The sequence below is a fragment of the Priestia sp. JNUCC 25 genome (genome assembly GCF_053667915.1).
The window spans coordinates 2,359,094-2,382,933 of the sequence record NZ_CM132211.1; the positions used below are offsets into that span (position 1 = coordinate 2,359,094).

Annotated in this window: 25 protein-coding genes; all 25 read left to right on the plus strand. The window is 41.0% G+C overall.

Annotated elements, in window-relative coordinates:
* Positions 1–34: 34 nt before the first annotated feature.
* Entirely contained in the window at positions 35–298 is a 264-nt protein-coding gene (locus JNUCC25_RS11970; protein WP_013057050.1) for a DUF1292 domain-containing protein, read from the plus strand.
* A 152-nt stretch (positions 299–450) separates the two neighbouring features.
* Positions 451–1,695, plus strand: coding sequence for an acyl-CoA dehydrogenase (locus tag JNUCC25_RS11975; protein ID WP_140456815.1), 1,245 nt, complete (start codon positions 451–453; stop codon positions 1,693–1,695).
* Positions 1,673–2,446: an SDR family oxidoreductase gene (locus JNUCC25_RS11980; RefSeq protein WP_078081843.1), complete on the plus strand. Its 774-nt coding sequence runs from the start codon at positions 1,673–1,675 to the stop codon at positions 2,444–2,446. Before JNUCC25_RS11975 ends, JNUCC25_RS11980 begins: the two co-directional genes overlap by 23 nt.
* A gap of 19 nt (positions 2,447–2,465) precedes the next feature.
* Positions 2,466–4,082: a long-chain-fatty-acid--CoA ligase gene (locus JNUCC25_RS11985; RefSeq protein ID WP_454223272.1), complete on the plus strand. Its 1,617-nt coding sequence runs from the start codon at positions 2,466–2,468 to the stop codon at positions 4,080–4,082.
* A 90-nt stretch (positions 4,083–4,172) separates the two neighbouring features.
* Positions 4,173–4,739, plus strand: a complete 567-nt coding sequence (locus tag JNUCC25_RS11990; protein ID WP_013057054.1) for a TetR/AcrR family transcriptional regulator — start codon at positions 4,173–4,175, stop codon at positions 4,737–4,739.
* 80 nt (positions 4,740–4,819) lie between these two features.
* Positions 4,820–5,701 carry a 3-hydroxyacyl-CoA dehydrogenase family protein gene (locus tag JNUCC25_RS11995; protein ID WP_454223273.1) on the plus strand — a complete coding sequence of 294 codons (882 nt, stop codon included), beginning with the start codon at positions 4,820–4,822 and terminating at the stop codon, positions 5,699–5,701.
* The gene (locus tag JNUCC25_RS12000; RefSeq protein ID WP_013057056.1) at positions 5,701–6,483 is read left to right on the plus strand and encodes an enoyl-CoA hydratase; all 783 of its coding nucleotides are present in this window, start codon (positions 5,701–5,703) and stop codon (positions 6,481–6,483) included. The genes JNUCC25_RS11995 and JNUCC25_RS12000 overlap by 1 nt, the downstream gene beginning before the upstream one ends.
* A gap of 14 nt (positions 6,484–6,497) precedes the next feature.
* The gene (locus JNUCC25_RS12005; protein ID WP_013057057.1) at positions 6,498–6,899 is read left to right on the plus strand and encodes an acyl-CoA thioesterase; all 402 of its coding nucleotides are present in this window, start codon (positions 6,498–6,500) and stop codon (positions 6,897–6,899) included.
* Between the two features lie 25 nt (positions 6,900–6,924).
* Positions 6,925–7,983: a phosphotransferase family protein gene (locus tag JNUCC25_RS12010; protein WP_013057058.1), complete on the plus strand. Its 1,059-nt coding sequence runs from the start codon at positions 6,925–6,927 to the stop codon at positions 7,981–7,983.
* A complete protein-coding gene (locus tag JNUCC25_RS12015) occupies positions 7,980–8,723 on the plus strand; it encodes a 2-phosphosulfolactate phosphatase (protein WP_454223274.1) in 744 nt (247 codons plus the stop codon). Before JNUCC25_RS12010 ends, JNUCC25_RS12015 begins: the two co-directional genes overlap by 4 nt.
* Complete coding sequence (locus JNUCC25_RS12020; protein ID WP_029321779.1) at positions 8,711–10,489, plus strand: acyl-CoA dehydrogenase family protein; 1,779 nt, start codon at positions 8,711–8,713, stop codon at positions 10,487–10,489. The genes JNUCC25_RS12015 and JNUCC25_RS12020 overlap by 13 nt, the downstream gene beginning before the upstream one ends.
* 11 nt (positions 10,490–10,500) lie before the next feature.
* Positions 10,501–11,262, plus strand: a complete 762-nt coding sequence (locus tag JNUCC25_RS12025) for an SDR family NAD(P)-dependent oxidoreductase (protein WP_029321783.1) — start codon at positions 10,501–10,503, stop codon at positions 11,260–11,262.
* A 29-nt stretch (positions 11,263–11,291) separates the two neighbouring features.
* Positions 11,292–12,065: an enoyl-CoA hydratase/isomerase family protein gene (locus tag JNUCC25_RS12030; protein WP_029321785.1), complete on the plus strand. Its 774-nt coding sequence runs from the start codon at positions 11,292–11,294 to the stop codon at positions 12,063–12,065.
* Between the two features lie 14 nt (positions 12,066–12,079).
* On the plus strand, positions 12,080–13,063 hold the full coding sequence (locus JNUCC25_RS12035; protein WP_029321787.1) for a quinone oxidoreductase family protein: 984 nt from the start codon (positions 12,080–12,082) through the stop codon (positions 13,061–13,063).
* Positions 13,064–13,256: 193 nt separating this feature from the next.
* Positions 13,257–14,141, plus strand: coding sequence for a pyridoxal 5'-phosphate synthase lyase subunit PdxS (gene pdxS, locus JNUCC25_RS12040; RefSeq protein WP_029321789.1), 885 nt, complete (start codon positions 13,257–13,259; stop codon positions 14,139–14,141).
* Positions 14,142–14,178: 37 nt separating this feature from the next.
* Positions 14,179–14,427 (plus strand): ferredoxin, encoded by a 249-nt coding sequence (locus JNUCC25_RS12045; RefSeq protein WP_013057065.1) that lies wholly within the window; start codon positions 14,179–14,181, stop codon positions 14,425–14,427.
* 214 nt (positions 14,428–14,641) lie between these two features.
* Positions 14,642–14,971 carry a DUF3870 domain-containing protein gene (locus JNUCC25_RS12050; RefSeq protein WP_013057066.1) on the plus strand — a complete coding sequence of 110 codons (330 nt, stop codon included), beginning with the start codon at positions 14,642–14,644 and terminating at the stop codon, positions 14,969–14,971.
* Positions 14,972–15,151: 180 nt separating this feature from the next.
* On the plus strand, positions 15,152–15,808 hold the full coding sequence (locus tag JNUCC25_RS12055) for a CoA transferase subunit A (RefSeq protein WP_013057067.1): 657 nt from the start codon (positions 15,152–15,154) through the stop codon (positions 15,806–15,808).
* 1 nt (position 15,809) lies between these two features.
* A complete protein-coding gene (locus JNUCC25_RS12060) occupies positions 15,810–16,472 on the plus strand; it encodes a 3-oxoacid CoA-transferase subunit B (protein WP_013057068.1) in 663 nt (220 codons plus the stop codon).
* Positions 16,472–17,662, plus strand: coding sequence for a thiolase family protein (locus tag JNUCC25_RS12065; RefSeq protein ID WP_029321792.1), 1,191 nt, complete (start codon positions 16,472–16,474; stop codon positions 17,660–17,662). Before JNUCC25_RS12060 ends, JNUCC25_RS12065 begins: the two co-directional genes overlap by 1 nt.
* Positions 17,650–19,035, plus strand: coding sequence for an aminotransferase family protein (locus JNUCC25_RS12070; RefSeq protein WP_029321796.1), 1,386 nt, complete (start codon positions 17,650–17,652; stop codon positions 19,033–19,035). Before JNUCC25_RS12065 ends, JNUCC25_RS12070 begins: the two co-directional genes overlap by 13 nt.
* Complete coding sequence (locus JNUCC25_RS12075) at positions 19,019–20,314, plus strand: aminotransferase class III-fold pyridoxal phosphate-dependent enzyme (protein ID WP_029321798.1); 1,296 nt, start codon at positions 19,019–19,021, stop codon at positions 20,312–20,314. Before JNUCC25_RS12070 ends, JNUCC25_RS12075 begins: the two co-directional genes overlap by 17 nt.
* 28 nt (positions 20,315–20,342) lie before the next feature.
* Positions 20,343–21,800, plus strand: coding sequence for an aldehyde dehydrogenase family protein (locus JNUCC25_RS12080; RefSeq protein WP_029321800.1), 1,458 nt, complete (start codon positions 20,343–20,345; stop codon positions 21,798–21,800).
* A gap of 29 nt (positions 21,801–21,829) precedes the next feature.
* A complete protein-coding gene (locus JNUCC25_RS12085; protein ID WP_029321803.1) occupies positions 21,830–23,350 on the plus strand; it encodes a M81 family metallopeptidase in 1,521 nt (506 codons plus the stop codon).
* A complete protein-coding gene (locus JNUCC25_RS12090) occupies positions 23,338–23,817 on the plus strand; it encodes a GNAT family N-acetyltransferase (RefSeq protein ID WP_029321805.1) in 480 nt (159 codons plus the stop codon). The genes JNUCC25_RS12085 and JNUCC25_RS12090 overlap by 13 nt, the downstream gene beginning before the upstream one ends.
* Positions 23,818–23,840: the final 23 nt, after the last annotated feature.

Consider the following 23,840-nt stretch of genomic DNA (forward strand, 5'->3'; position numbering starts at 1 on the left):
AACGAATAATGAGATTAAAATAGGAGGGAATAAGATGGAACGCATTGAAACGGGAGAGATTTTTACAATTTTAGATGAAAATGATCAAGAGCAAGATATTGAAGTGCTTGGAAAAATGACGATTGAAGGGCACGATTATATTGCTGTTGCGTTTGTGGAAGAAGTTTTAATTGAAACAGAAGAAGAAATTGATGTTTTCTTTTTGAAAATTGAAGATGATGGTGAATGGTCTTCAATTGAAGATGACGATGAGTTTGAAAAGGTATCAGCCGTATTTGAGGAAATGACATCCGCGTAAAAAGAGAGGTTAAAACCTCTCTTTTTTTATTTTTAAATAATATAATATTTAGAATTTTTCTGAAAATGTCTTGCTGAATTATTTCCCTTCATTTATGATTGAATATGTAACATACCAACCGGTTAGTAAGTAAATGAAAGCGAGGGACTACCGTGTATTTTTCTTACTCTGACAAAGTAGTGAAGCTGCAAAAAGAATTGACCTCTTTTATGGAAGAGCATATTTACCCAAATGAACGGCTATACGAACAACAGCTGAATGAACAGCCATCTAGATGGTCAGCTGTTCCTCCGATCATGGAAGAGTTAAAAGAAAAAGCAAAGCAAGCTGGATTATGGAACTTATTTTTGCCAGAAAGCGAATACGGAGCGGGTCTAACAAATGTCGAATATGCCCCCCTTTGCGAAATTATGGGCCGTTCTATTATTGGACCAGAAGCTTTTAATTGCGGAGCTCCTGACACCGGCAATATGGAAGTACTGGTTCGATACGGAACGTCCGAACAGAAAGAAAAATGGCTAAAGCCGCTGTTAAATGGAGACATTCGCTCCTGCTTTTCTATGACAGAACCAGATGTAGGTTCTTCTGATGCCACAAACATTCAGTGCAGCATTGTAAGAGAAGGCAATGAATATGTAATAAATGGAAGAAAGTGGTGGTCTTCAGGTGCGGGAGATCCTCGCTGCAAAATTGCTATTGTCATGGGAAAAAGCGATTTTACCGCATCTAAATATGAACAGCAGTCTATGATTCTAGTTCCATTAAATACTCCAGGAGTTAAAATTGAACGAATGCTGCCAGTCTTTGGATACGATCACGCTCCTCATGGACATGCTGAAATTCATTATGACAATGTGCGTGTGCCAGCGTCTAATATGCTTTTAGGTGAAGGAAAAGGATTCGCTATCGCTCAAGGCAGATTGGGTCCTGGACGTATTCATCACTGCATGCGGCTAATAGGAGCAGCGGAAAGAGCGCTTGAAGAATTATGTAAGCGTATTCAAAATCGTTCTACATTTAATAAGTTGCTTTCCCAGCAAGGGGTTATTCAAGAATGGGTGGCAGAATCGCGTATTGAAATTGAGCAAGCTCGCTTATTAACATTAAAAGCTGCTTATATGATGGACACAGTTGGAAATAAAAAAGCGCGGAAAGAAATTGCTATGATTAAAGTAATGGCTCCTGCTATGGCTTTAAAAGTCATTGATCGTGCTATTCAAGCATTTGGAGCAGCAGGTGTTTCAGAAGACACGCCGCTTGCGGCACTTTGGGCAAATGCCCGCACTCTTCGCCTCGCTGATGGTCCAGACGAAGTGCACAAAGCTCAGCTTGCAAGACTTGAATTAAAATCCTATCAAGAAAAGGAGGCAACATATGCACATAAAGGATTTGTTTGATTTAACTGGGAAAACAGCTATTATTACCGGCGGAGGTAGAGGATTAGGAGAACAAATGGCAGAAGGGCTTGCAGAGGCAGGGGCAAATATTGTTCTATGTTCGAGAAAAAAAGAAGCATGTCAGCAAGTGGCCGATCGATTGGCCACTACAGGCGTAAAAACCCTCGCTTTAGCATGCGACATCAGTCAGCCTGAAGATATTAAAAATGTCGTGCATCAAACGATTGAAAAATTTGGACGTATTGATATTTTAATTAATAACAGCGGAGCTACGTGGGGTGCTCCAGTTGAAGAAATGCCTCTTGAAGCATGGCAAAAAGTGATGAATATTAATGTTACAGGAACGTTTTTAATGTCCCAAGAAGCTGGAAAAGAAATGATTAAACAAAAAGCTGGCAAGATTATTAACATTGCTTCAATTGCCGGTCTTGGAGGAACAGATCCTCAGTACATGGATACAATCGGGTACAACACGAGTAAAGGAGCGGTCATTACGTTTACGAAAGATTTAGCTGTCAAATGGGGACAGCATAATATTCAAGTTAATGCGATTGCGCCGGGATTTTTCCCTACTAAAATGTCAGGTGCGATTATGGAACAAGGTAAAGGTTATTTTCTGAGTCAAACCCCTTTAAAACGCTTTGGCTCCGAAGCTGATTTAAAAGGAGCGGCTGTTTTTCTTGCTTCTGCGGCGTCTAATTATATTACGGGAGATATTCTGACAGTAGACGGTGGAGTTCATGCTATGTGAATAAGAAAGGAGTAACTTGATGGAAGACGTTAAAAAATGGTTTACACCTTATCCAGAAGCTTACACTCATGACATTCACATCGAAGATATTTCACTATTTGATATGCTGAAAGAAACAGCCGAACGTTATCCTGCTCACACGGCAACGCGCATGTATCAGCATACGTTAACGTACCAGGAGCTGTATCACTCAGTTCGCGTATTTGCAGGAGCACTACAGAAAAAAGGGATTAAAAAAGGAGATCGTGTAGCAATTATGCTGCCAAACTGTCCGCAATATATAATAAGCTATTTCGGCATTGTAGCAGCGGGCGGCATTGTGACTCAGGTCAACCCTATGCTTGTCGAACAAGAGCTAGAGCATATTTTAAACGATTCCGGGGCAAAAAAAATAATTCTGCTCGATGATTTTTATACGAGACTTCAAGAGATAAGAAACCGCGTTGATATAGAAGAAGCGATAACTGTCAGCTTGCAAAAACCTTTTGTTCCTACATCACCAGACCTTTCCTTCCTAGATTTTTTAACCATCAAGCATGAATTTAATCAGCCGGTCATCCATCCAGGACACGATATCGCTGTTCTTCAGTATACGGGAGGAACGACCGGACCATCTAAAGGTGCGATGCTTACACATACAAACATTTACACAAACGCAGTTCAATCATACGAAATATTTAAGCATGATATTGAATTAGGAAAAGAAAAATGCTTAACCGTTATTCCATTATTTCACGTATTTGGCATGACTTCCTGTATGCATTTATCGATTCTTTGCGGAAATGAAATATTGCTATTGCCGCGTTTTGATTTGGAAGAAGTACTAAATACAATAAAAAAAGAGCAGCCTAGTATTTTTCCTGGCGTGCCAACTATGTATGTTGCTATTACAAATCATCCGCGGGCAGAAGAATACAACATCGAAAGTATTCGCATCTGCAACAGCGGCAGTGCGCCGATGCCTATTGAGCTGATGAAAGAGTTCGAACGAAAAACGGGTGCTAAAGTGTTAGAAGGGTACGGCTTATCAGAAGCATCCCCTGTCACGCATTGTAACCTGCCGTTTTGTGAGAGAAAGCCAGGTACAGTCGGACTTGGCGTTCCGCAAACTGCTTATAAAATTGTAGACGTGGCTACCGGAACAAAAGAACTGCCAAGAGAAGAGCTTGGAGAAATAGTGATTAAAGGCCCTCAAGTTATGAAGGGCTATTGGAATCAACCTGAAGAGACGGCTCACGCGCTTAGAAACGGCTGGCTGTACACAGGAGACATTGGACAGATAGATGAAGACGGGTATTTATCCATTGTTGATCGCAAAAAAGATATGATTATTGCGAGTGGTTTTAATGTGTATCCTCGAGATATTGAAGAAGTTTTATATGAACACAGCCACATTAAAGAAGCCGTTGTAATTGGTGTGCCGCACCCTTACAGAGGAGAAACGATTAAAGCGATTTTGGTAGTGAAAGAAGGGAAATCTCTTTCCGAAGAAGAGCTTACTTCTTATTGTCGACATCGCCTTGCCGCTTACAAAATTCCGCGAATCTTTGAGTTTCGCGCTGAGCTTCCTAAGACCAATGTAGGGAAAATTTTACGACGGGCACTACGAGAAGAAGTGGTGAAAGAAACGATGTAAATAAGCTGAACATAAACAAACTTTTTCAAAAGCTCCCTCTAAGCCATGGTATAATTTGTGAAAATGAGAAAAGACAGAGAGGGTTTGGCGATGAAAGATTTGATGATGGAACGAAGCATTCAGCTTTTTGCTCAAAAAGGTTTCAAAGAAACGTCTATTCAAGATATTGTAAATGAATTAAACGTCACAAAAGGAACGTTTTATTATTATTTTAAAAGCAAACAAGAGCTTTTAATGGATATTCACCTTCAATATATTGAAAGATTAATAGAAAACCAAGAGACGATTCTTGCAGATAAGACAACATCTTATCCAGAAAAGCTTCACAGCATTATTTTTAAACTTGTTCATGATATTGAGAAAGAAGGTCTTCGAGCTAAAGTGTTTTTTAGAGAGATGCGTCATTTGAGTGAAGAACACTTAGAACAAATCATTCCAAAACGCGATCGTTTTAAAGAAAACGTACAAGAAATTATTGAAAAAGGAATAGAAGCAGGGCAGTTCCGTTCAGATTTGCCTTCAGATATCGTGACGCTAGGCATATTAGGAATGACAAATTGGAGCTATTTTTGGTTTCAGCCGGATGGAGAAAAATCAGATCGAGAAGTTGCGGCTATTTTTTATAAGATGCTGGTGAAAGGTATTCAGTCACAGTAGCTGATAGGCTAGACAGTGCTCGTAAAAGGCGGGAAAGTATAAGCTCTTTCTCTCCTTTTATATTAAAAGGAGGCTATAACATGAATAGTAAAGACATACAGCGTATTGCTGTTATTGGAGCAGGACAAATGGGACATCAGATCGGTATGCTTTGTGCACTTGGAGGATATGAAACAATTATTCAAGATATGAATGAACAATCACTCATTGATGCAAAAAATAAGCTGGAAGCGATTATAGGCAAGTGGGTTCATAAAGGAAAAATCTCTTCTGAGGCTAAAGAAGCCGCATTTCGAAGATTGTCTTTTACAAACACATTAAAGGGAGCGGTTTCAAATGCTGATTTTGTAATTGAAGCTGTGGTAGAAAAGTTAGATGTAAAACAAAGTGTCTTTAAAGAAATAGATGAGTACGCACCAAGTCACGCCATTTTAGCATCGAATAGTTCAACAATTGTTAACTCGCTTATTGCAAGTGCAACAAACCGTCCAGAGCAAATCGTTAACATGCATTTCTTTTTTCCTCCCCTTGTAATGGACTGCGTAGAAGTTGTGATGAGTGAAAAGACAAGTGAAAAAACAGCTCAAACGACAATGGAAGTTTGCAAGCAAATTAATCGTACAGCAGTCCTTCTGAAAAAAGAAATCTCAGGTTTTATTGCCAATCGAATTTTAGGAGCGTTGCAAAAAGAAGCCGTTTTTCTTTACGAAAATGGATACGCAAATTTTGAAGACATTGATACGATTTGCAAAAAAGCGCTCAATCACCCGATCGGTCCTTTTGAATTGATGGATCTCTCGGGAATTGACGTCGGATATTTTGTGATGCAGCAGCGCTATAGCGAAACGGGGGATCCAGAGGACAAGCCAGCTGCGTGCATTGAAGAAAAAGTTCAAAAAGGCGAGCTTGGACGCAAAACAGGAAAAGGTTTTTACACATACCACACACAAGGAGTGAAGTAATGATGAAAAAATTTGTACGTGTTGAAAAAGAGGAGAAAACGGCAATTGTAACCATTGATAACCCGCCTTTAAATGTAATGAGCCAGACTGTTGTGCAGCAGCTTGAAGAAACGTATGAAGAGCTTAGTAAAGATCCGGATGTAATTACAATCATTTTAACAGGAGCGGGCGAGCGGGCGTTTATGGCTGGAGCTGATATTAAAGAGTTTCCTCAGTTAATGGGGCAAAGCGGCATTAAAGAAGAGTTTATGAAAACCCATCGTGTTTTGCAAAAACTTGAAAACATTGAAAAACCAACAATTGTCGTGTTAAACGGTTTAACGTTTGGAGGAGGATGCGAACTTTCACTAACCGCTGATATACGCATTGCCGAAGAACATGCTCAAATCGGTCTTCCGGAAGTGAAGCTCGGATTGTTTCCTGGAGGCGGCGGAACTCAGCGTCTTCCACGCGTAATCGGCGTTTCTAAAGCTAAAGAGTGGATGTTTGCCGGCAGTCCTGTTTCTGCAGAAGAAGCGCTTCATGCAGGCTTTGTCAATCATGTCACGCCTAAAGGAAAAGGGCTCGAAAAAGCAAAAGAGCTGGCTAAGAAATTTAACCGTCACTCTCTTCCATCACTTTCTCGAATTAAGACAGCGGTAAACGAAGGAATAAATCGTACATTATCTGAAGGTCTTGAACTTGAGGCAGAGCTGTTTGAAGAAGTCTTTCAAACAGAAGATATTAAAGAAGGAGTATCAGCATTTATTGAAAAGCGTCCCGCTGTTTTTTCACATAAGTAAAGGAGGAGAAGATCATGTATGAAACACAGGTCAAAGTGCGCTTTTGCGAAACAGACGCACTCGGTCACATTAACAATACGAGCTATTTCATTTATTTAGAAGAGGCCCGGATTGCTTTTTTTGAAGAAATGGGAGCATCCATGCATACAGAAAAGTGGGAGTATATTTTAGCGTCTACTAAATGTGATTTTGTTGCGCAAGGTTATTTTAATCAAGTGCTAATGATTAAAACCTTTGTATCTAATGTCGGCAATAAAAGCTTTACAATTGGACATGAAATTACAGACAGCAAGACGGGATCGCTGATTGCTAAAGGAGAAGCTGTCATCGTGTACTTTGATTTTGATGCACAAAAAAGCGTTTCTATTCCAGCGGACATTAAGCAGTTTTTGATGAATTATAAAGTAGCTGTTTAACTATAAAAAAGCAGGTGGTAAAAGAATGTCACAAATCATTCCTGTACGAAAAGGAGAGGAATTAAACACGGAAAAACTGCATCAGTTTCTCCGTGTTTCGGTTCCTGATTTACCTACAGAGCCTCTTTTAATCAAGCAATTTGGATCAGGTGCGTCCAATTTAACCTACGCTCTTTCAGTCGGAGAGTGGGAGGCGGTGTTGAGACGCCCTCCCTTTGGGCCAGTTGCGCCAAAAGCGCATGACATGCAAAGAGAATACAAGATTTTATCTGTTTTATCGAAGTCTTTCCCTCTCGCTCCTAGGCCGTATGTGTTTTGTGAAGATGAGACGGTGGTCGGGAAATCCTTTTTTTTAATGGAGAGAAAGCACGGTGTTCTCATCGACACAGCGTTTCCAGAAGACGTGAAAGGAACTAACGAACTTTGCCGTTGTATCTCAGAACAAATGGTGGATGTCCTTGCTCAACTTCATGATGTTCCTTACAAAGGCACGCTTCTTGAAAAAATCAGCAAGCCCGAAGGATTTTTAGAACGTCAGGTACACGGCTGGATTCATCGTTATGAAGAATCAAAAACAAGTGACATACCGGAAGTAGAAGCCCTAAAAAAATGGTTGACCACACACATCCCCACTACACAGCATTCGACCATTATTCACTATGATTATAAGCTTAACAATACGTTATTTTCACCGGATGGAAATAAAATTGTAGGATTATTTGACTGGGAAATGACAACCGTTGGAGACCCGCTTGCTGATTTGGGAGTGGCGCTGAGCTACTGGATGGAAGACAGCGATCCTGAACTTTTGAAAAGAGGACTTGGAAATCCACCTGTTACTGTGCAAAAAAGCTTTTATTCTCGTCGAGATTTTGTAGAAGCATACGCTAAAAAAAGCGGACGGGATGTTTCACATATTGACTTTTACCTAAAATTTGCTTACTTCAAACTTGCTGTCATTTGTCAGCAAATTTATTACCGTTATAAAAAAGGCCAAACAAATGATAAACGGTTTTCACAATTTGGAGATTATGTCAAAACACTAATTATTCATGCTCTGCACACAGAACGAGGACATATATGAAAGGAAAAGTTCACGTAATACTCAAAAAAGAAGAGCTTCTTGCCAAAAAGCTAGAAGGAAAAACGGTTGTTATATTTGATGTCTTATTAGCTACATCAACAATTGCGGCTGCTTTACAGCAAGGAGCAATAGAAGTTATTCCAGTAAAAAATGAAGAAGAAGCGCGTAAAAAAGCAGAAACGTATAAGCCTGATGAAATTGCGCTTGTAGGCGAATATAGAGGGAAAACGATTGAAGGCTTTTTTGATCCAAACCCCAGCACGTTAAAGGAGCATGTTCAAAATAAAGCAGTTATTTTGTCTACCACTAATGGAACGGTAGCCATCCATAACGCCGAGAAAGCGAAACATGTATATGCAGCTTCACTGTTAAACGGAGAAGCGGTTGCGAATGCTGTTTGTCACCCAAGTCAAGATGAAACTGTTTTATTGGTTTGTTCAGGTTCATCCGATCGCTTCTGTCTAGAAGATTTATATGGAGCGGGGTACTTCATAAGCTGTTTGCTGCAACTAAAAACATTTCATTTAACGGATGCTGCAAAAGCCGCACTGCTTTTATATGAGGCTTATGAGCATTCACCTGTTGAAATATTAAAACGCTCAGCCGTAGGGGAAATGCTCACTCAGTATGGCTTTCTAGACGAAATTGGCTTTGTAAGCCGGAAAAACGTCTATTCCGTAGTTCCTAAGGTAGTGAAAAAAAAGCTAGTAAACGGGGAGGAAACGATATGTCTGAAATGAAAACCGAAGCAAAAGGCGGATCATTTTTACTGAAAAAAACATCTACGCATCACGTTTATACACCCGAAGACTTAACGGATGAGCACCGTATGATTGCTCAGACAGCAAAGCAGTTTATTGAAAAAGAAGTAGACCCTTACCATAATGACATTGAGCAGCAGGATTTTAATAAAGTAGTAGAATTGATGCATAAAGCAGGCGAGCTTGGACTTCTTGCTCACAGTATTCCAGAAACATATGGAGGACTAGGTCTTGATAAAGTAAGCAAAGGACTCGTCGGTGAAATCATTGGCCGGACAAGCGGATATGGAGTCGCTCATTCTAATCATACATGCATTGCGACACTTCCTATTACGTATTTTGGCACCAAGGAGCAAAAAGAAAAATACTTGCCTAAATTGGCAAGCGGGGAATATATTGGCGCCTACTGTTTGACAGAGCCAGAAGCAGGTTCTGATGCTCTTGCAGCCCAAACAAAAGCCGTATTAAATCCTGAAAAAACACATTATGTATTAAATGGAACGAAGCAGTACATTACCAATGCTGCCTTTTCAGATACGTTCATCACGTATGCAAAAGTAGACGGTGAACATTTTACCGCTTTTATTGTAGAAAAAGGTTTTGAAGGACTCTCTCTTGGGCCAGAAGAAAAGAAAATGGGAATTAAAGGGTCGTCTACTCGTCCAGTTATTTATGAAGATTGCTTAGTACCCGTAGAGAACGTACTTGGACAAGTAGGAAAAGGTCACTTGATTGCGTTGAACGTCTTAAACCTCGGACGTTTTAACTTAGGTTCTGCATGTATGGGTGCAGCGAAATATGCGTTTGAACTTGCTTTAGCTTATACAAAAGAACGCAAGCAGTTTAAAACAGCTATTGCGGAATTTAATGCTTCAAAAGAAAAAATAGCAAAAATGGCGGCTCGTATTTTTGCATCTGAATCTATTCAGTACCGTACAGCTGGTTTACTAGAAGAGGCACTTGGTGGCTTATATGAAAGTGAAAATCATAAGTTAGTAGCTAAACAGCTGGCTGAATTTGCAATGGAATGTTCAGTTTGTAAAGTGTACGGATCGGAAACGCTTGATTTAATTGCCGATGAAGCGCTGCAGCTTCATGGCGGCGCAGGGTTTATTCAAGAATATAAAATAGAACAAGTATATCGTGACTCACGCATCAATCGTATTTTTGAAGGTACAAATGAAATCAATCGCCTTTTGCTTCCAACTCAGCTTCTAAAAAAAGCAGACAAAGGAGAAATAGAGCTGAGCAAACAAGTAGAACATGCTGTTAGTGAATTGATGAGCGGTCAGTGGGAAATATCTTCAAATGAACTTCTAGCAAGAGAAAAGCAGGCGGTTATTACCACAAGACATTTATTTCTTGCTTTGTTAGGAACAGCATTCCAAACGTTTAACGCCAATCTAGCACAAGAACAAGAAACGCTGATGAAGCTCGCAGAAATTGCTGTTGGACTATTTGCCATAGAGTCATCTGTGCTGCGCGCGGAAAAAGCCGTGAACAAAAATGGAGAAGAAAAAGAAAAGTTAAAAAGCAAGCTGACAGCAACGGTTGTTAGTGAAACACTCTTTGAAATTGAAAAGCAGGCTCGACAATTAATAAACGGAATGTTAACGGGTGAAAAACACCGACAGTACCGCGCAATTCTTGGAAAATGGATGAATGATTTGCAAAGTGAAGGAGAGTTCACGCGCAATCGAGACATCGCCCGTGAATTTATCGAAAGCGGGCGATATGTTGTATAAGGAGGGATATTATGCGTTTTGAAGGGCAAATAGCTGTTATTACAGGAGCTGGAAGCGGCATTGGAGAAGCGACCGCTCAGAGAATGGCGAAAGAAGGAGCTCGCGTCATTCTTGTCGGGCGAACTAAAGAAAAACTAGTACAGGCTGCATCGGCTATTGACACACGGTGTGAACGAAAATGCACGGATATTTTCTCAGCTGATGTAACGAAAGAAGAAGACGTCAAAGAGCTGGCTGAGTTTATAAAAGAAAAGTACGGACAAATTCATTTATTAATTAATAACGCAGGCGGATCAGTTAATTCAACAATCAAAGAAACAACGCTTGAACAGTGGAAACACGTGCAGGACGTCAATTTAACAAGCGTATTTCTTGTCACAAAACATTTGATTCCTTTTTTAACTGAAGAAATAGGAGGAAATCGATCTATTGTTAACATCGCTTCTCTTTCAGGACATAAAGCTGGGGCACAAATTCCTCACTACAGCGCTGCTAAAGCTGGTCTAATTAACTTTACAAAAGCAATGGCGTTTGAGTTAGCACCCCACGGAGTCAGAGTAAACTCTGTGTCTCCTGGATTCGTAGAAACACCTTTAACGCAGCCTGGACTTGAAAACGAGCGCTTCACTAAGGCAATCGAAAAAAATACGGCTTTAAAACGTGTAGGTAAACCAGATGAAATTGCAAATGTTATTGCTTTTGCAGCGTCTGAAGAGGCATCTTATATGACGGGAAGTGATTTATTAGTAGATGGCGGGTGGCTTATCGTTTAATGCAAATTAAAGAGGAGGGAATTGAAATTATGAGTGATTTAGTAGTAGAAAAGCAGGGGACTATTTTATCTTTAACGTTAAATCGGCCGGAGCGTTTAAATGCATTCAGTGAAGAAATGATTGAAAAGTTAACAGCTGAAATAAAACAGGCACAAAGCGATGAGTCTATTAAAGTAGTTATATTAAATGGAGCAGGGCGCTCGTTTTCTGCCGGAGGCGATGTAAAAACGATGGGTCAAGCATCCGGATCTGATGTTTATGAACATATCGGCCGTTTAAATGAATGTATTTTAGCGATGCAAAATCTAGAGAAGCCAATTATTTCAGCAGTTCATGGATTTGCAGCAGGAGCGGCTTTTAATTTAGCTCTTGCTTCTGACTTTATCATTGCGTCAGAAGAAAGTCGGTTCGTATTAAGCTTTTCTCAAGTTGGATTGATTTCAGACGGAGGAGGCCTTTACTTTCTTACAAAGGTCGTTGGTCCCCATAGAGCGAAGGAACTATTATTTTTAGGAGAGCCTATGGATGCCGACACGGCTTACAAAGCTGGTTTTTTAAACCGTGTAGTATCGTTAAATCAGCTGAAAGATGAGGTCACATCCTTTGCAAGTCGCTTATCACAAGGACCAACGAAAGCGTATGGGAAAATGAAAAAAATTGTCAACGATTCCTTTCATTTAACGTTAGAACAAGTCCTTGAACAAGAAAGACTAACGCAAGTTCTTATGGTAGAAACAAGAGATCATCAAGAAGGAATATCTGCGTTTAAAGAAAAAAGAAAGCCACTATTTCAAGGGAAATAAGAGGGGGATATAAGATGAAAGCCATTCAATTTACGCAGTACGGGGGACCTGATGTTCTTCAAGTTATCGATATTGCACGCCCTGTACCAAAAAAGAAAGATGTGCTCATTAAAGTTGCGGCAATCGGCGTTAATTACGCCGACGCTGCGCGGCGTGAAGGAGCATACGTAGTCGAAACACCGCTGCCTTTTATCCCAGGTTCTGAAGTAGCGGGCGAAGTGGTTGAAGTAGGCGAGGATGTAAAAGGGATACAAGTAGGTACAAAAGTCGTGACGCTGCTAGGATCTAATCGAGCAACAGGATACGCTGAGTACACGCTGGCAGATTCAAGAGGCCTTATTCCGTTGCCGGAGAATGTGGATTTAACACAAGCGGTTGCTTTGCCTCTTCAAGGACTCACGGCTTATCATATTTTAAAAACAATGGGTCGCCTTGAAAAAGGAGAAACCGTCATTGTTCATGCGGCAGCAGGCGGTGTTGGAACCTTAGCTGTTCAGCTTGCCAAAATGTTTGGAGCTGGAAAAGTTATTGCTACAGCGAGCTCCAAAGAAAAGCTTGAGCTTGCAAAAAATCTCGGAGCTGACGAAACGATTAACTATACAGAAACAGGCTGGGAAAAACAAATTTTAGAAGTAACGGAAGGAAAAGGAGCCGATATTATTTTAGAAATGGTAGGAGGGCATATATTCTATGAATCTCTTCAATGTCTTGCACCATTTGGGCGCCTCGTTTTTTACGGAATGGCTAGCGGAAAACCTGTAAAATTTAACCCTGCCCGCCTGATGGAAAAAAATCAATCGGTTCTAGGCTTTTTCTTACCTCAAATGATGGCAAAACCAGCGCTTTATCAGCAAAGCCTGCATGAGCTATTAAACTACGTAAATTCCGGTCAGCTAAAATTAATGCTGGGCGGCACATTTTCACTTGATGAAGCAGCAGATGTACATCGTCTGCTTCAAGGAAGAAAAACGACCGGAAAATTAGTGTTAGTTCCTTAACAAAACAGCTTCCGTCTCTAATAGGGATGGGAGCTGTTTTGGTTTAAAAAATTGGCTTTCACCTGCCAATTTTTTAAAAACCGCTTAATAATTTGGCATAAAAACCAATGTTTTTTACTAATTTCTTCTATATTTTAACACTGGCATGGAAGTTGCATAATAAGTGTTTGAACATATAAAGGAGGAATTGAATATGGTGAGAAATGGAACGGACCGCGTGAAGCGGGGAATGGCAGAAATGCAAAAAGGCGGCGTTATCATGGACGTCATTAATGCAGAACAGGCAAAAATTGCAGAGGCAGCAGGCGCTGTTGCCGTTATGGCGTTAGAGCGCGTTCCGGCCGATATTCGTGCAGCAGGCGGCGTATCTCGTATGGCAGATCCAACAATTGTGGAAGAAGTGATGAACGCTGTATCCATTCCAGTTATGGCGAAAGCTCGTATTGGCCATATTGTTGAAGCACGCGTGCTAGAAGCAATGGGTGTAGACTACATTGACGAAAGTGAAGTACTCACTCCAGCTGATGAGGAATATCACCTTAACAAAAGTACATTTACGGTTCCATTTGTATGCGGATGCCGTGATTTAGGGGAAGCAGCAAGACGAATTGGTGAAGGTGCTTCGATGCTGCGTACAAAAGGCGAACCAGGAACAGGAAACATCGTCGAAGCAGTGCGTCATATGCGCCAAGTAAACGCTCAAGTACGTAAAGTTGTAGGCATGGATGAAGACGAGTTAATGACAGAAGCTAAACTATTAGGTGCGCCTTATGAGCTATTACTGCAAATTAAACGTGAAGGCCGTTTACCGGTTGTAAACTTTGCAGCAGGCGGCGTAGCAACACCCGCAGACGCAGCGTTAATGATGCAGCTAGGAGCAGACGGTGTGTTCGTTGGATCAGGAATCTTCAAATCAGACAACCCTGAAAAATTTGCGCGAGCAATCGTGGAAGCAACAACGCATTATCAAGACTATGAACTTATTGCAAACTTGTCAAAAGGATTAGGAAGTGCAATGAAAGGAATTGAAATTTCATCATTATTACCAGAAAATCGTATGCAAGAACGCGGCTGGTAATGAGTAATAACTTTTAAACTTAGTTAGGAGAATGACCATGGGGAAATATACGATAGTCGATAAAGAAACGTGTATTGCGTGCGGTGCATGCGGAGCTGCGGCACCTGATATTTATGATTATGATGATGAAGGAATTGCGTTCGTTATACTTGATGATAATCAAGGCACGGTTGAAGTGCCCCAAGAGCTGGAAGACGATTTAATAGATGCGTTTGAAGGATGTCCAACAGAGTCCATCCGTATAGCGGATGAAAAGTTTGATGGAGACTCGAATAAATTTCAATAAACCGAAATAAATAAAAAAATAGAAAGTTTTTTTAAAAGAAAAGAAGGATTTTGTCTAGAAAAGGCGAAATGTTAGTTGTGTAAGAACATATCTTTTTAAAAATGAAAGCACTTACATAACTAAAAGCATATGAGTTAGTCTCATTTGACCTTTCAGAATTATTATTGTAAAAGTGCAGAGTAATCAAATAGTTTTTAAAAGGAGATTAAGGGGCATGCAAATACTGAATACAGTCATTGTGACAGGATATGCAAAAGCTCCACAGGGAACTTCCATGTATGAAATGTATAAGCATGCGGGAATTGTACTAGAAGTGGATCTGACAGAGCATAAAATTGTAAATGCTGAGTTTACGTTTATTACGGAGCTGACGCAAAATTTTTTCCGGAAGCTGCTTATTGGTTACTGCCTTGCAGATGGAATTGAACCTCTTATTGAACGTATTCAAAATTATTATTTTGCTCCATCTCAACAGGCGATTATCGTAGCGCTTCAGGCTGCAATCCAACGTTACTGGGATAATGTGAATCAAAAAATTACATAGCGTTTGGTTAGAATAAAGTGAGAAGACAACCTCTTTTCATGGTCTTATTAAAACCAAGCAGACACACACACACTTTACAAAGAGTGGGGACATCCTTTTTTCTTTGGGGAGTCATTGTGTCCTGCTTGGTTTTTTTCGTGTAAAGCGCTGTGAAATATAAAAAGAAAAGGAGGAAACAAAATGAACAAAATCATCACGCGCGAAGAAGCAATAGAAAAAATAACAGATGGCGCACGCATTATGGTAGGTGGATTTGGTCTTGTTGGAAGCCCGCTTAGTCTGATTGAAGCGATTGCCAAATCAAACCTTAAAGATTTAGAGATTATTAGTAATAACCTCGGTGAACCTGGAAAAGGATTAGGTGTATTGGTTCAAAAAAAACAAGTAAAAAAAGCCATAGGGTCTTATTTTACTTCCAACCCTGAAGTTGTACACGCTTATCAACAACAAGAACTTCAAGTGGAGCTCATCCCGCAAGGAACAATGTCCGAGGCAATTAGAGCAGGAGGAGCAGGCATCGGAGGATTTTATACGCCTGTGAGCGTAGGGACCCAGCTGGCGGAAGGAAAAGAAGAACGAGTATTAAAAGGAAAGAAATATGTTTTGCAAGAATCGCTGCACGCAGATGTAGCTCTTATAAAAGCTAAAAAAGCAGATCGACTGGGAAATCTTATTTACAGCAAATCAGCAAGAAACTTTAATCCAATGATGGCAACAGCCGCTGATATCGTGATTGCAGAAGTAGAAGAAGTTGTTGAAGTTGGACAGATTTCTCCTGAAGAAATTGTAACTCCTCATTTATACGTTACTTATATCGTAGTGAAAGGAGAAAATTAAGATGAACGTCAAACAATATATTGCTGCGCGTGCTGCAAAAGAGCTTTGTCACGGAGATGTAGTGAACTTAGGAATCGGCATTCCTACTTTAGTTGCTAATTATATCTCACCCGATGTTCACGTGTTTTTACATTCAGAAAACGGGATTCTCGGCGTTGGACCTACTCCTGAAGAAGCCTATGTAGATCCAGAACTTGTGAATGCTGGAAAGCTGCCCGTCACAGTTTTGGGAGGTGCCTCATTTTTTAACAGCGCTGATTCTTTTGCTATGATACGCGGAGGCCATGTGAATGTATCCATTCTTGGAGTGCTTCAAGTAGATGAAGCAGGCCGAATTGCGAACTGGGCTGTTCCTGGGAAAAGTGTTCTTGGCGTAGGAGGAGCAATGGATTTATTAGAAGGCTCAAAAAAAGTGATCGTGACGACTCTTCATACGAATAGCCAAGGAGAGTCAAAGCTAGTTGAGGAGTTAACTTATCCACTTACTTCAGAGCGACGAGTCGATATGATTATTACGGAATTAGCTGTCTTTTCCGTAACGGACCTTGGTCTTGAACTTCTTGAGACAGCTCCCGGTGTTTCTTTAGAGACAGTACAACAAAAAACGCAGGCTTCTTTTCGCGTTTCTAAATTATTTAATAAAAACAATGAGGTGACAGCATAATGGCAGTGATTGTAAATGCATTTCGAACCCCTATTGGAAAGTTTGGCGGTTCGCTTGCAGATACGCTTCCAGAAGAACTAGTCTCTCTTGTGATGAAAAACAATTTGTCTTCAGCGGGATATACTTCAGAGATTGTTGATGAAATCATTGTCGGACAGACGAAACAAAGCGCTCATGCTCCTAATATAGCGAGAGTAGCCGGGCTGAAAGCTCAATTCTCTGAACGTATTCCAGCTTATACCGTGCACCGCCAGTGCGGTTCAGGCATGCAGGCTGTAATGAATGGAGCTATGTCCATTTTATCAGGTCAAGCCGAAGTGGTATTAGCCGGAGGAGTGGAAAGCATGTCTCAAGCACCGCACTATACGGTAGGCACTCGTTTTGGTTTTCACGTTGGTGATTTAACACTCTATGACTCTAATACAGAAAGTCAGCCAAAATCACAGCCTGAAACGTTATACGGAACGTTTACGATGGGACAGACGGCCGAGTGGCTCGCTGAAAAATATAGTATTAGCCGCACGGAACAAGATGAGTTTGCTTTTTATAGTCAGGAAAAAGCTAGGCGGGCTATAGAACTGGATTTGTTTGAAGAAGAAATTATCCCGGTACCTGTAAAAGAAGGAAAAAAAGGTATGAGGCATTTTGCAACAGATGAATTTCCTCGTCTTACTAGCAAAGAAAAGCTTGGTGCGCTTAAGCCTGTTTTTCAAAAGAATGGAACGGTGACAGCCGGCAATTCATCCGGCAGAAACGATGGCGCTTCAATGATGCTGTTGATGTCGGAAGAAAAAGCTGAGCAGCTTGGATTAACGCCTATGGCAAAGATTGTGTCGTTTGCCGCAGCGGGCGTCTCTCCAAAGGAAATGGGAATTGGCCCCGTTTCTGCTTCGCAAATTGCTTTAAATAAAGTCGGTTTAAGCTTAGGTGATATGGACTTGATTGAATTAAACGAAGCATTTGCCGCTCAAAGTATTGCTTGCTTAAGAGAATGGGACATCACATCAGAAAAAGTGAATGTAAACGGAGGAGCGATTGCGCTTGGACACCCTTTAGGCTGCTCCGGGGCAAGAATCATAACAACTCTGTGTCATGAACTCCACAAGCAAAAAAGACGATACGGCCTAGCTACTATTTGCGTTGCAGGAGGATTAGGAATGGCGATGGTGGTGGAAAGATGGACGAAATAAAAAGAGATTATGTTTTTCATAGAGATTTAACAAAAAAGTATCCAATGATTACGCATGGTGAAGGAAGCTACTTAATAGATGAACAAGGCAAAAAGTATTTAGACGGCTGCTCCGGCGCCGTGGCGGCAAACTTAGGGCACGGCATTGCGCAAATAGCCGAGGCGATGGCGGAGCAAGCAAGAAAAGCGGCGTTTGTTCATACATTACGTTTTGAAACGAATGTTTTGCATAAACTTGCAGAAAAAATTGGTAAAATGGCGCCACTTCATTTAAACAAAGTCTATTTTACATCAGGAGGATCAGAAGCAAATGAAAGTGCATTAAAATTAGCAAGGCAATATCACAGAGATGCCGGAAAGATGCAAAAACACATCGTAATCGGAAGGTGGCAGTCTTACCACGGAAACACGATAGGGGCACTATCAGCTGGAGGAGATGTAAAAAGACGATATCCTTATACACCCAACCTTTTACATTTTGCGCACGTCTATTCGCCGTATTGTCATCGCTGTCCGTATAATCGCAATCCAGAAGACTGCGTGGCAAATCAAAACTGGAGCTGTATCACCGATATTGAACGCACCATTTTAGAGCTTGGTCCAGAAAATATTTCAGCTTTTATCGCAGAGCCCATCGTAGGAAGTCAGCAAGGAGCTGTTGTACCTCCACTTGACTATTTCAAAAAAGTACGTGAGCTTTGCAGCCGCTATGACATTCTTTTGATTGTTGATGAAGTGATGACAGGCTTCGGGAGAACGGGAACTGATTTTGCAGTGGAACAATTCGGAATCGAACCGGATATCCTAACGTTTGGTAAAGGAGTTTCAGCTGGATACGCTCCTTTAGGAGGAATGATTGTCCATGACCGTCTGATTCAAGGCTTGTTAGAAAATAGCAGCGGGAAATTTCTTCATGGCTATACGTACAGTGGACATCCTGTTTCAATAGCGGCAGGCCTTGCTGCTTTGGATATGTATGAAGAAATGAATATCCTTCAAAACGTTGAAACTCAAGGCGCGTATTTAATGGAATGTTTAGTAGCGCTGCAGCGCAAGCATCCTTATATTTCAGATATTCGCGGCCGCGGACTTTTAATTGGATTAGAACTAATGAAAGACGCCAATCAACAGATATTTTTCGAGCCACGTGAAGCAGCCAGCGAAAAGCTCAATGAAATTTGTATGGAGCTTGGAGGCGTCTTTTATCCAGGATCCGGATCTATAGATGGACATAAAGGAGAACATATCATTATCAGTCCTCCTTTAAATATAACGAAATCAGAAGTTGATGAAATAGTGAGATTGCTAGATCATGCGTTTTCTATTTTTTATCAGCACATAAGAAAGGATGAGTCATATGAAAGTGCAAAATAAAACAGAAGAGCTTCAAATCAAAGGAAAAAAACATTTATCACCGGTGATGACAAGAGTAACAGAGCTTGTTATTGAAAAAGCGCACGGTGCGAAATTTTGGACAGCTGATGGCAAGGAATATATTGATTTTGTATCAGGAGTAGCTGTCAATGCAGTGGGTCATACGCATGAAAAGATGGTAGAAGCGATAAAAAAACAAGCAGATCAGCTGCTTCACCTAGGCTTAAACTACGGCTATTACGAAACAGCAGTGAATTTGGCAGAAAAACTTGCGCAAATTACGCCTGGAAACTTAGACACGGTGTTTTTTTCAAACTCAGGCGCAGAAGCCATTGATGGTGCGCTCAAATTAGCAAAAGCGGCCACTGGCAGACCAGCGATAATTGCTTTTGAAGGTTCTTTTCACGGTCGTACACTAGGAGCTACAGCTATTACGGCTTCAAGCTCAAAATACCGCAGCTACTACGAGCCGATTTTAGGAGAAGTGTATCACGTCCCTTATCCTTATCCAAGTCAGCTTCCTAATGTTGACGAGGAAGATGCAGAAGCATATTGCTTAAATCAACTGCAAAAGCTGTTTGATCTGCGAGTGGATCCTTCACGCGTAGCAGCGATTGTAATTGAGCCAGTCATGGGCGAAGGGGGCTATTACCCTGCTCCTTCTAGCTTTTTACGCGCACTGAGAGACATAGCGAATGATTATGGCATTCTGCTTGTTTTTGATGAAGTGCAAACGGGATTTGGGCGCACTGGAAAAATGTTTGCCGCAGAACATGCTGGAGTCACACCAGATATTTTAGTTTTAGCAAAAGCTCTTTCCGGCGGCATGCCTTTAGGAGCCATTGTAGCAAGCCGCGAACTGCATGAGAAATGGCCAACAGCTGGACATGGTTCTACTTTTGGCGGAAATCCAGTATCGTGCGCAGCGGCTTTAGCTAATATTTCAATCATTGAAGAAGAAAAGCTTGTAGAGCGCAGTGAAAAAGTAGGCGCTGATATTGTTAAACGCCTTCAGCATTCTATCGGACATTTACCGGCTATTAAAGAGGTTAGAGGAATTGGTATGATGATTGGTATTGAATTTCATGTTGAAACAGCAGCTGCTTATGTCCCTGTTATTAAATCAAAAGCGCTGGAAAAAAGACTGCTAATTATGAACTGTGGAGTCAAAGGGCAAACCATTCGTTTAATGCTGCCGCTAAATATTGATAAAGACGTGCTGGATCAAGGACTGTCTTTACTAGAAGAAGCCATCACAGAAGCAGTTTCAATTAACTAGCTTTTTAAATGAAAAGGAGGGTAACAATATGAGTCAGACTAAAACCGAACTGTTACAAGGAAATTTATATATTAACGGCGAGTGGGTAAGTGAAGAGGAGCAAACCTATTTTGAAAGTATAAACCCTGCAACACAAGAGCTCGTTGGAACGTGCGCAGCCGCTACGGCTAGTCAAGTTGATGATGCGGTAAAAGCGGCTAGTACAGCCTACAGCCACTGGAAAAATACATCTATTCCTGAACGTGCAGCATTTTTAACAAAAGCAGCTGAGCTTTTTGAAGACAGAAAAGAAGAGCTAGCTCAAGTGATGACAAAAGAGATGGGAAAACCGCTGACAGAATCCATAGGGGAAGTTGGTGTCGTCATTGCAACAGCTCAGTATATGGCTGGAGAAGGAAGACGTTTGTTTGGCGAAATAGTGCCCGCTGGCTTTCCTGACCGAGATATAAAAATGGTTCGCGAACCGCTTGGAGTTGTGGCATGTATTACACCTTGGAACTTTCCTGTTTCTCTCGCTTCTTATAAAATGTTTGCCGCTTTAATCGCTGGCAATACCGTTGTCTGGAAGCCGGCTTCAGAAGTGGCGCTCTCAGCGAAGATTTTTATGGAAGTATTGCACGCTGCGGGGCTTCCAAAAGGAACAATTAACTTGCTTACAGGATCGGGCAGAATTGTTGGACAAAAGCTTGCTACGCACTCTGAAGTGAAAATCATATCATTTACAGGTTCTACGGAAGTTGGTCAGCAGTTAGCAGAAATGAGCAGCAAAACCTTAAAACGAATTTCTTTAGAGCTAGGAGGAAAAAACGCTGTTATTGTGTTAAAGGATGCCGATTTGGATAAAGCAGCAGAAGGAATTGTTAAATCAGCATTTACGACAACGGGGCAGCGCTGTACCGCAGCTAGTAGAGTGATTGTGGAGCGTTCAGTAAAAGAAGAGCTTTTGAAAAAAGTAATAGCTCTTACAAAAGAAATGAAGATTGGAAATGGTCTTGAACAAGGAGTTGTGATAGGACCGCTTGTTAATGAACAGCAGTGCCGTTTAGTAGAAAATTACGTACAAAAAGCGGTAGAAGAAGGCGGAAATATTGCGCTTGGAGGTCATGCTTTATCAGAGTTAGGAACTTGTTATTACATGCCTACAATTATTGATAACGTCAGTTCGAACCACACAATTGCTCAAGAAGAAATTTTTGGTCCCGTGCTTGCTTTTATTGAAGTAGATGGCTACGAAGAAGCAATGAGCGTCAATAATGGAACGATGTACGGGCTTTCCACTTCTATTTATACAAGCAGCTTGCACTATGCCAGCCGAGCGGCAAAAGACGCTGTTAGCGGATTAGTCTATATCAATAACGGAACATCTAATGCTGAAATGGGAGTAGCATTCGGAGGAATGAAAATGTCTGGCAACGGCCACAGGGAAGTTTCTCATCATGCATTTGATGTGATGACAGAATGGAAGTCTGTCTACACCAACTATTAATCTCGCACCTTAGCGAAAAGGAGGAGCACATGTCTTCATATCGCATTGGCATTGCCTTTTTTTATCATGAATCTCACAGCTTTAGTCCATTAAAAACAGAAATAGAACACTTTGTACAAGAAGGCTATTTTGTTGGAACGGAAATATATAAAGCATACTCAGGAACCAAAACAGAAGTAGGGGGATTTTTAGATGTATTAAAGCAAGAGAAGCAAGTAGAAATCGTTCCCCTTGTTTGTGCAGCTGCAGTTCCGTCTGGGATTGTATCTTCTGAAGCTTATCACATAATTGAAAAGCAAATGTTACACTCACTTACTCATGCGGGGCCGCTAGATGGTTTGTTAATCGCTTTGCACGGCGCAATGGTAGTAGAGCATCTTTTCGATCCTGAAGCTCATTTGTTAAGTCAGATAAGAAGCTGCATAGGAAGCGACGTTCCCATTGCTACTACGCTCGATATGCACGCAAATATCAGTGAAGATATGCTTACGTACACGCCGCTTCATTTTGGTTTTAAAACATATCCTCATGTTGATATGTACGAACAAGGAGTGAACGCTGCGCGAGCGCTTTTAACACAAGTAAAAGAAAGCGCTATCTATTATGCATCTTTTAAAAAAATGCCTATGCTTTTGCCCTCGATTAATATGCGAACCGCAGAAGGGCCGATGAAAAAAATGATTGATCTTGCTAAGCAAGCCGAGCAAGAAGCAGACGTATACAATGTTTCCATTTTTGGAGGCTTTCCGTATTCTGATATTCCAATTGCCGGAGCAAGCGTGCTCGTAACAGCTTTGAATCCTGAAACAGCAGAAAAAACAGCAAAGAAACTAGCTTCTCAGTTTTGGAGTATAAAAGAAGAGTTTATCGTGGATTTGCCTACCGTTGAAGAAGGTCTGCAAACAGCGTTAAAACGATCAAGCGAACAGCCAATTGTGCTCGCTGATATAGCGGACAATCCTTTAAGCTGCGGAAGCGGCGATACAACAGAACTTTTGGAATACATGCTGAAGCTAAATATGCCGGGGACACTGTTTGGAGGTCTTTATGACCCTGAATCTATTAAACAATGCGTGCAAGCAGGAGTTGGGAATTACGTCTCTCTTTCCTTAGGAGGAAAAGTTTCTCCTGAGTTCGGAAAGCCCGTTGAAGTTGAAGCAAAGGTCATTGGTTTATCAGAAGGTGAGTTTTACAATTCGGGACCGTTTAATCAGCATTTGAAAGTAAATGTAAAAGGTGCAGCTCATATTCGAGTAGGAGAATTGGATATTTTGCTGATTGGAAGGCCGGTATCAGCAAACGATCCTGAACTTTTTCGCCATATCGGTATTGAGCCAGAGACGAAAAAAATCATCGGTTTAAAAGCTAAAAATCATTTCAGAGCCGCTTTTGAACCGCTTGTAGGATCTATCATCTATGTGGATGCTCCAGGCGTAGCATCAAATCGCTTAACGACCTTTAAGTATCAGCACATTCCAAAACCAATATGGCCGCTGCAAGATGTCAAATATGAAAGTGAAAAAAGGAGGAAAGAAAAATGGATGCATTAAAAGAGCAGTACTATATCGAAGTGCCGGAATCGTTAAATCCTGAGCAGCAAAAAATGATGATTGAACTTGAAAAAGATGCGTTTCCGGGCATGGGAGCCGTTGATGAACAGACGCTTGTACCTTTAGCCCGCTATGGCAAGCTTATTCAATATTTCCAGGAAAATGACGCAAGGCCAATTGCTATTTGCGAGCTGCTTCGAGATTACAAAGATATCACAAAAGCTTATATCTTTGGGTTCTACGTCCGCTCTGATAGACAAGGAAGCGGAATTGGACAGCTGTTTTTAGAAGAAATATTTTCGATTCTAAAAAAAGATAATTTCGAAAGCGTTTGTTTGACTGTGAATGTACAAAATGAAGGGGCTGTGAAGCTGTATAAAAAAATGGGCTTTACCATTAAAGAAACGCGAGCAGGAGAGTTTGGGGAAGGAGAAGATCGCTATTATATGGTGCGGTCAATTTCTTAATAGAACATCTATTCAAAAAATGA

Excerpts from the sequence above, each read along its gene's own strand:
- JNUCC25_RS12080 (WP_029321800.1), top strand. The coding sequence starts at position 20,343 with ATGAGTCAGACTAAAACCGAACTGTTACAAGGAAATTTATATATTAAC.
- JNUCC25_RS12015 (WP_454223274.1), top strand. The coding sequence starts at position 7,980 with ATGAAAGGAAAAGTTCACGTAATACTCAAAAAAGAAGAGCTTCTTGCC.
- JNUCC25_RS12055 (WP_013057067.1), top strand. The coding sequence starts at position 15,152 with ATGAACAAAATCATCACGCGCGAAGAAGCAATAGAAAAAATAACAGAT.
- JNUCC25_RS11980 (WP_078081843.1), top strand. The coding sequence starts at position 1,673 with ATGCACATAAAGGATTTGTTTGATTTAACTGGGAAAACAGCTATTATT.
- JNUCC25_RS12090 (WP_029321805.1), top strand. The coding sequence starts at position 23,338 with ATGGATGCATTAAAAGAGCAGTACTATATCGAAGTGCCGGAATCGTTA.
- JNUCC25_RS11985 (WP_454223272.1), top strand. The coding sequence starts at position 2,466 with ATGGAAGACGTTAAAAAATGGTTTACACCTTATCCAGAAGCTTACACT.
- JNUCC25_RS12045 (WP_013057065.1), top strand. The coding sequence starts at position 14,179 with ATGGGGAAATATACGATAGTCGATAAAGAAACGTGTATTGCGTGCGGT.
- JNUCC25_RS12005 (WP_013057057.1), top strand. The coding sequence starts at position 6,498 with ATGTATGAAACACAGGTCAAAGTGCGCTTTTGCGAAACAGACGCACTC.
- JNUCC25_RS12060 (WP_013057068.1), top strand. The coding sequence starts at position 15,810 with ATGAACGTCAAACAATATATTGCTGCGCGTGCTGCAAAAGAGCTTTGT.
- JNUCC25_RS11990 (WP_013057054.1), top strand. The coding sequence starts at position 4,173 with ATGAAAGATTTGATGATGGAACGAAGCATTCAGCTTTTTGCTCAAAAA.
- JNUCC25_RS12075 (WP_029321798.1), top strand. The coding sequence starts at position 19,019 with ATGAAAGTGCAAAATAAAACAGAAGAGCTTCAAATCAAAGGAAAAAAA.
- JNUCC25_RS12010 (WP_013057058.1), top strand. The coding sequence starts at position 6,925 with ATGTCACAAATCATTCCTGTACGAAAAGGAGAGGAATTAAACACGGAA.
- JNUCC25_RS11995 (WP_454223273.1), top strand. The coding sequence starts at position 4,820 with ATGAATAGTAAAGACATACAGCGTATTGCTGTTATTGGAGCAGGACAA.
- JNUCC25_RS12070 (WP_029321796.1), top strand. The coding sequence starts at position 17,650 with ATGGACGAAATAAAAAGAGATTATGTTTTTCATAGAGATTTAACAAAA.
- JNUCC25_RS12025 (WP_029321783.1), top strand. The coding sequence starts at position 10,501 with ATGCGTTTTGAAGGGCAAATAGCTGTTATTACAGGAGCTGGAAGCGGC.
- JNUCC25_RS12085 (WP_029321803.1), top strand. The coding sequence starts at position 21,830 with ATGTCTTCATATCGCATTGGCATTGCCTTTTTTTATCATGAATCTCAC.
- JNUCC25_RS11970 (WP_013057050.1), top strand. The coding sequence starts at position 35 with ATGGAACGCATTGAAACGGGAGAGATTTTTACAATTTTAGATGAAAAT.
- JNUCC25_RS12020 (WP_029321779.1), top strand. The coding sequence starts at position 8,711 with ATGTCTGAAATGAAAACCGAAGCAAAAGGCGGATCATTTTTACTGAAA.
- JNUCC25_RS12000 (WP_013057056.1), top strand. The coding sequence starts at position 5,701 with ATGATGAAAAAATTTGTACGTGTTGAAAAAGAGGAGAAAACGGCAATT.
- JNUCC25_RS12030 (WP_029321785.1), top strand. The coding sequence starts at position 11,292 with ATGAGTGATTTAGTAGTAGAAAAGCAGGGGACTATTTTATCTTTAACG.
- JNUCC25_RS12065 (WP_029321792.1), top strand. The coding sequence starts at position 16,472 with ATGGCAGTGATTGTAAATGCATTTCGAACCCCTATTGGAAAGTTTGGC.
- JNUCC25_RS12035 (WP_029321787.1), top strand. The coding sequence starts at position 12,080 with ATGAAAGCCATTCAATTTACGCAGTACGGGGGACCTGATGTTCTTCAA.
- pdxS (WP_029321789.1), top strand. The coding sequence starts at position 13,257 with ATGGTGAGAAATGGAACGGACCGCGTGAAGCGGGGAATGGCAGAAATG.
- JNUCC25_RS12050 (WP_013057066.1), top strand. The coding sequence starts at position 14,642 with ATGCAAATACTGAATACAGTCATTGTGACAGGATATGCAAAAGCTCCA.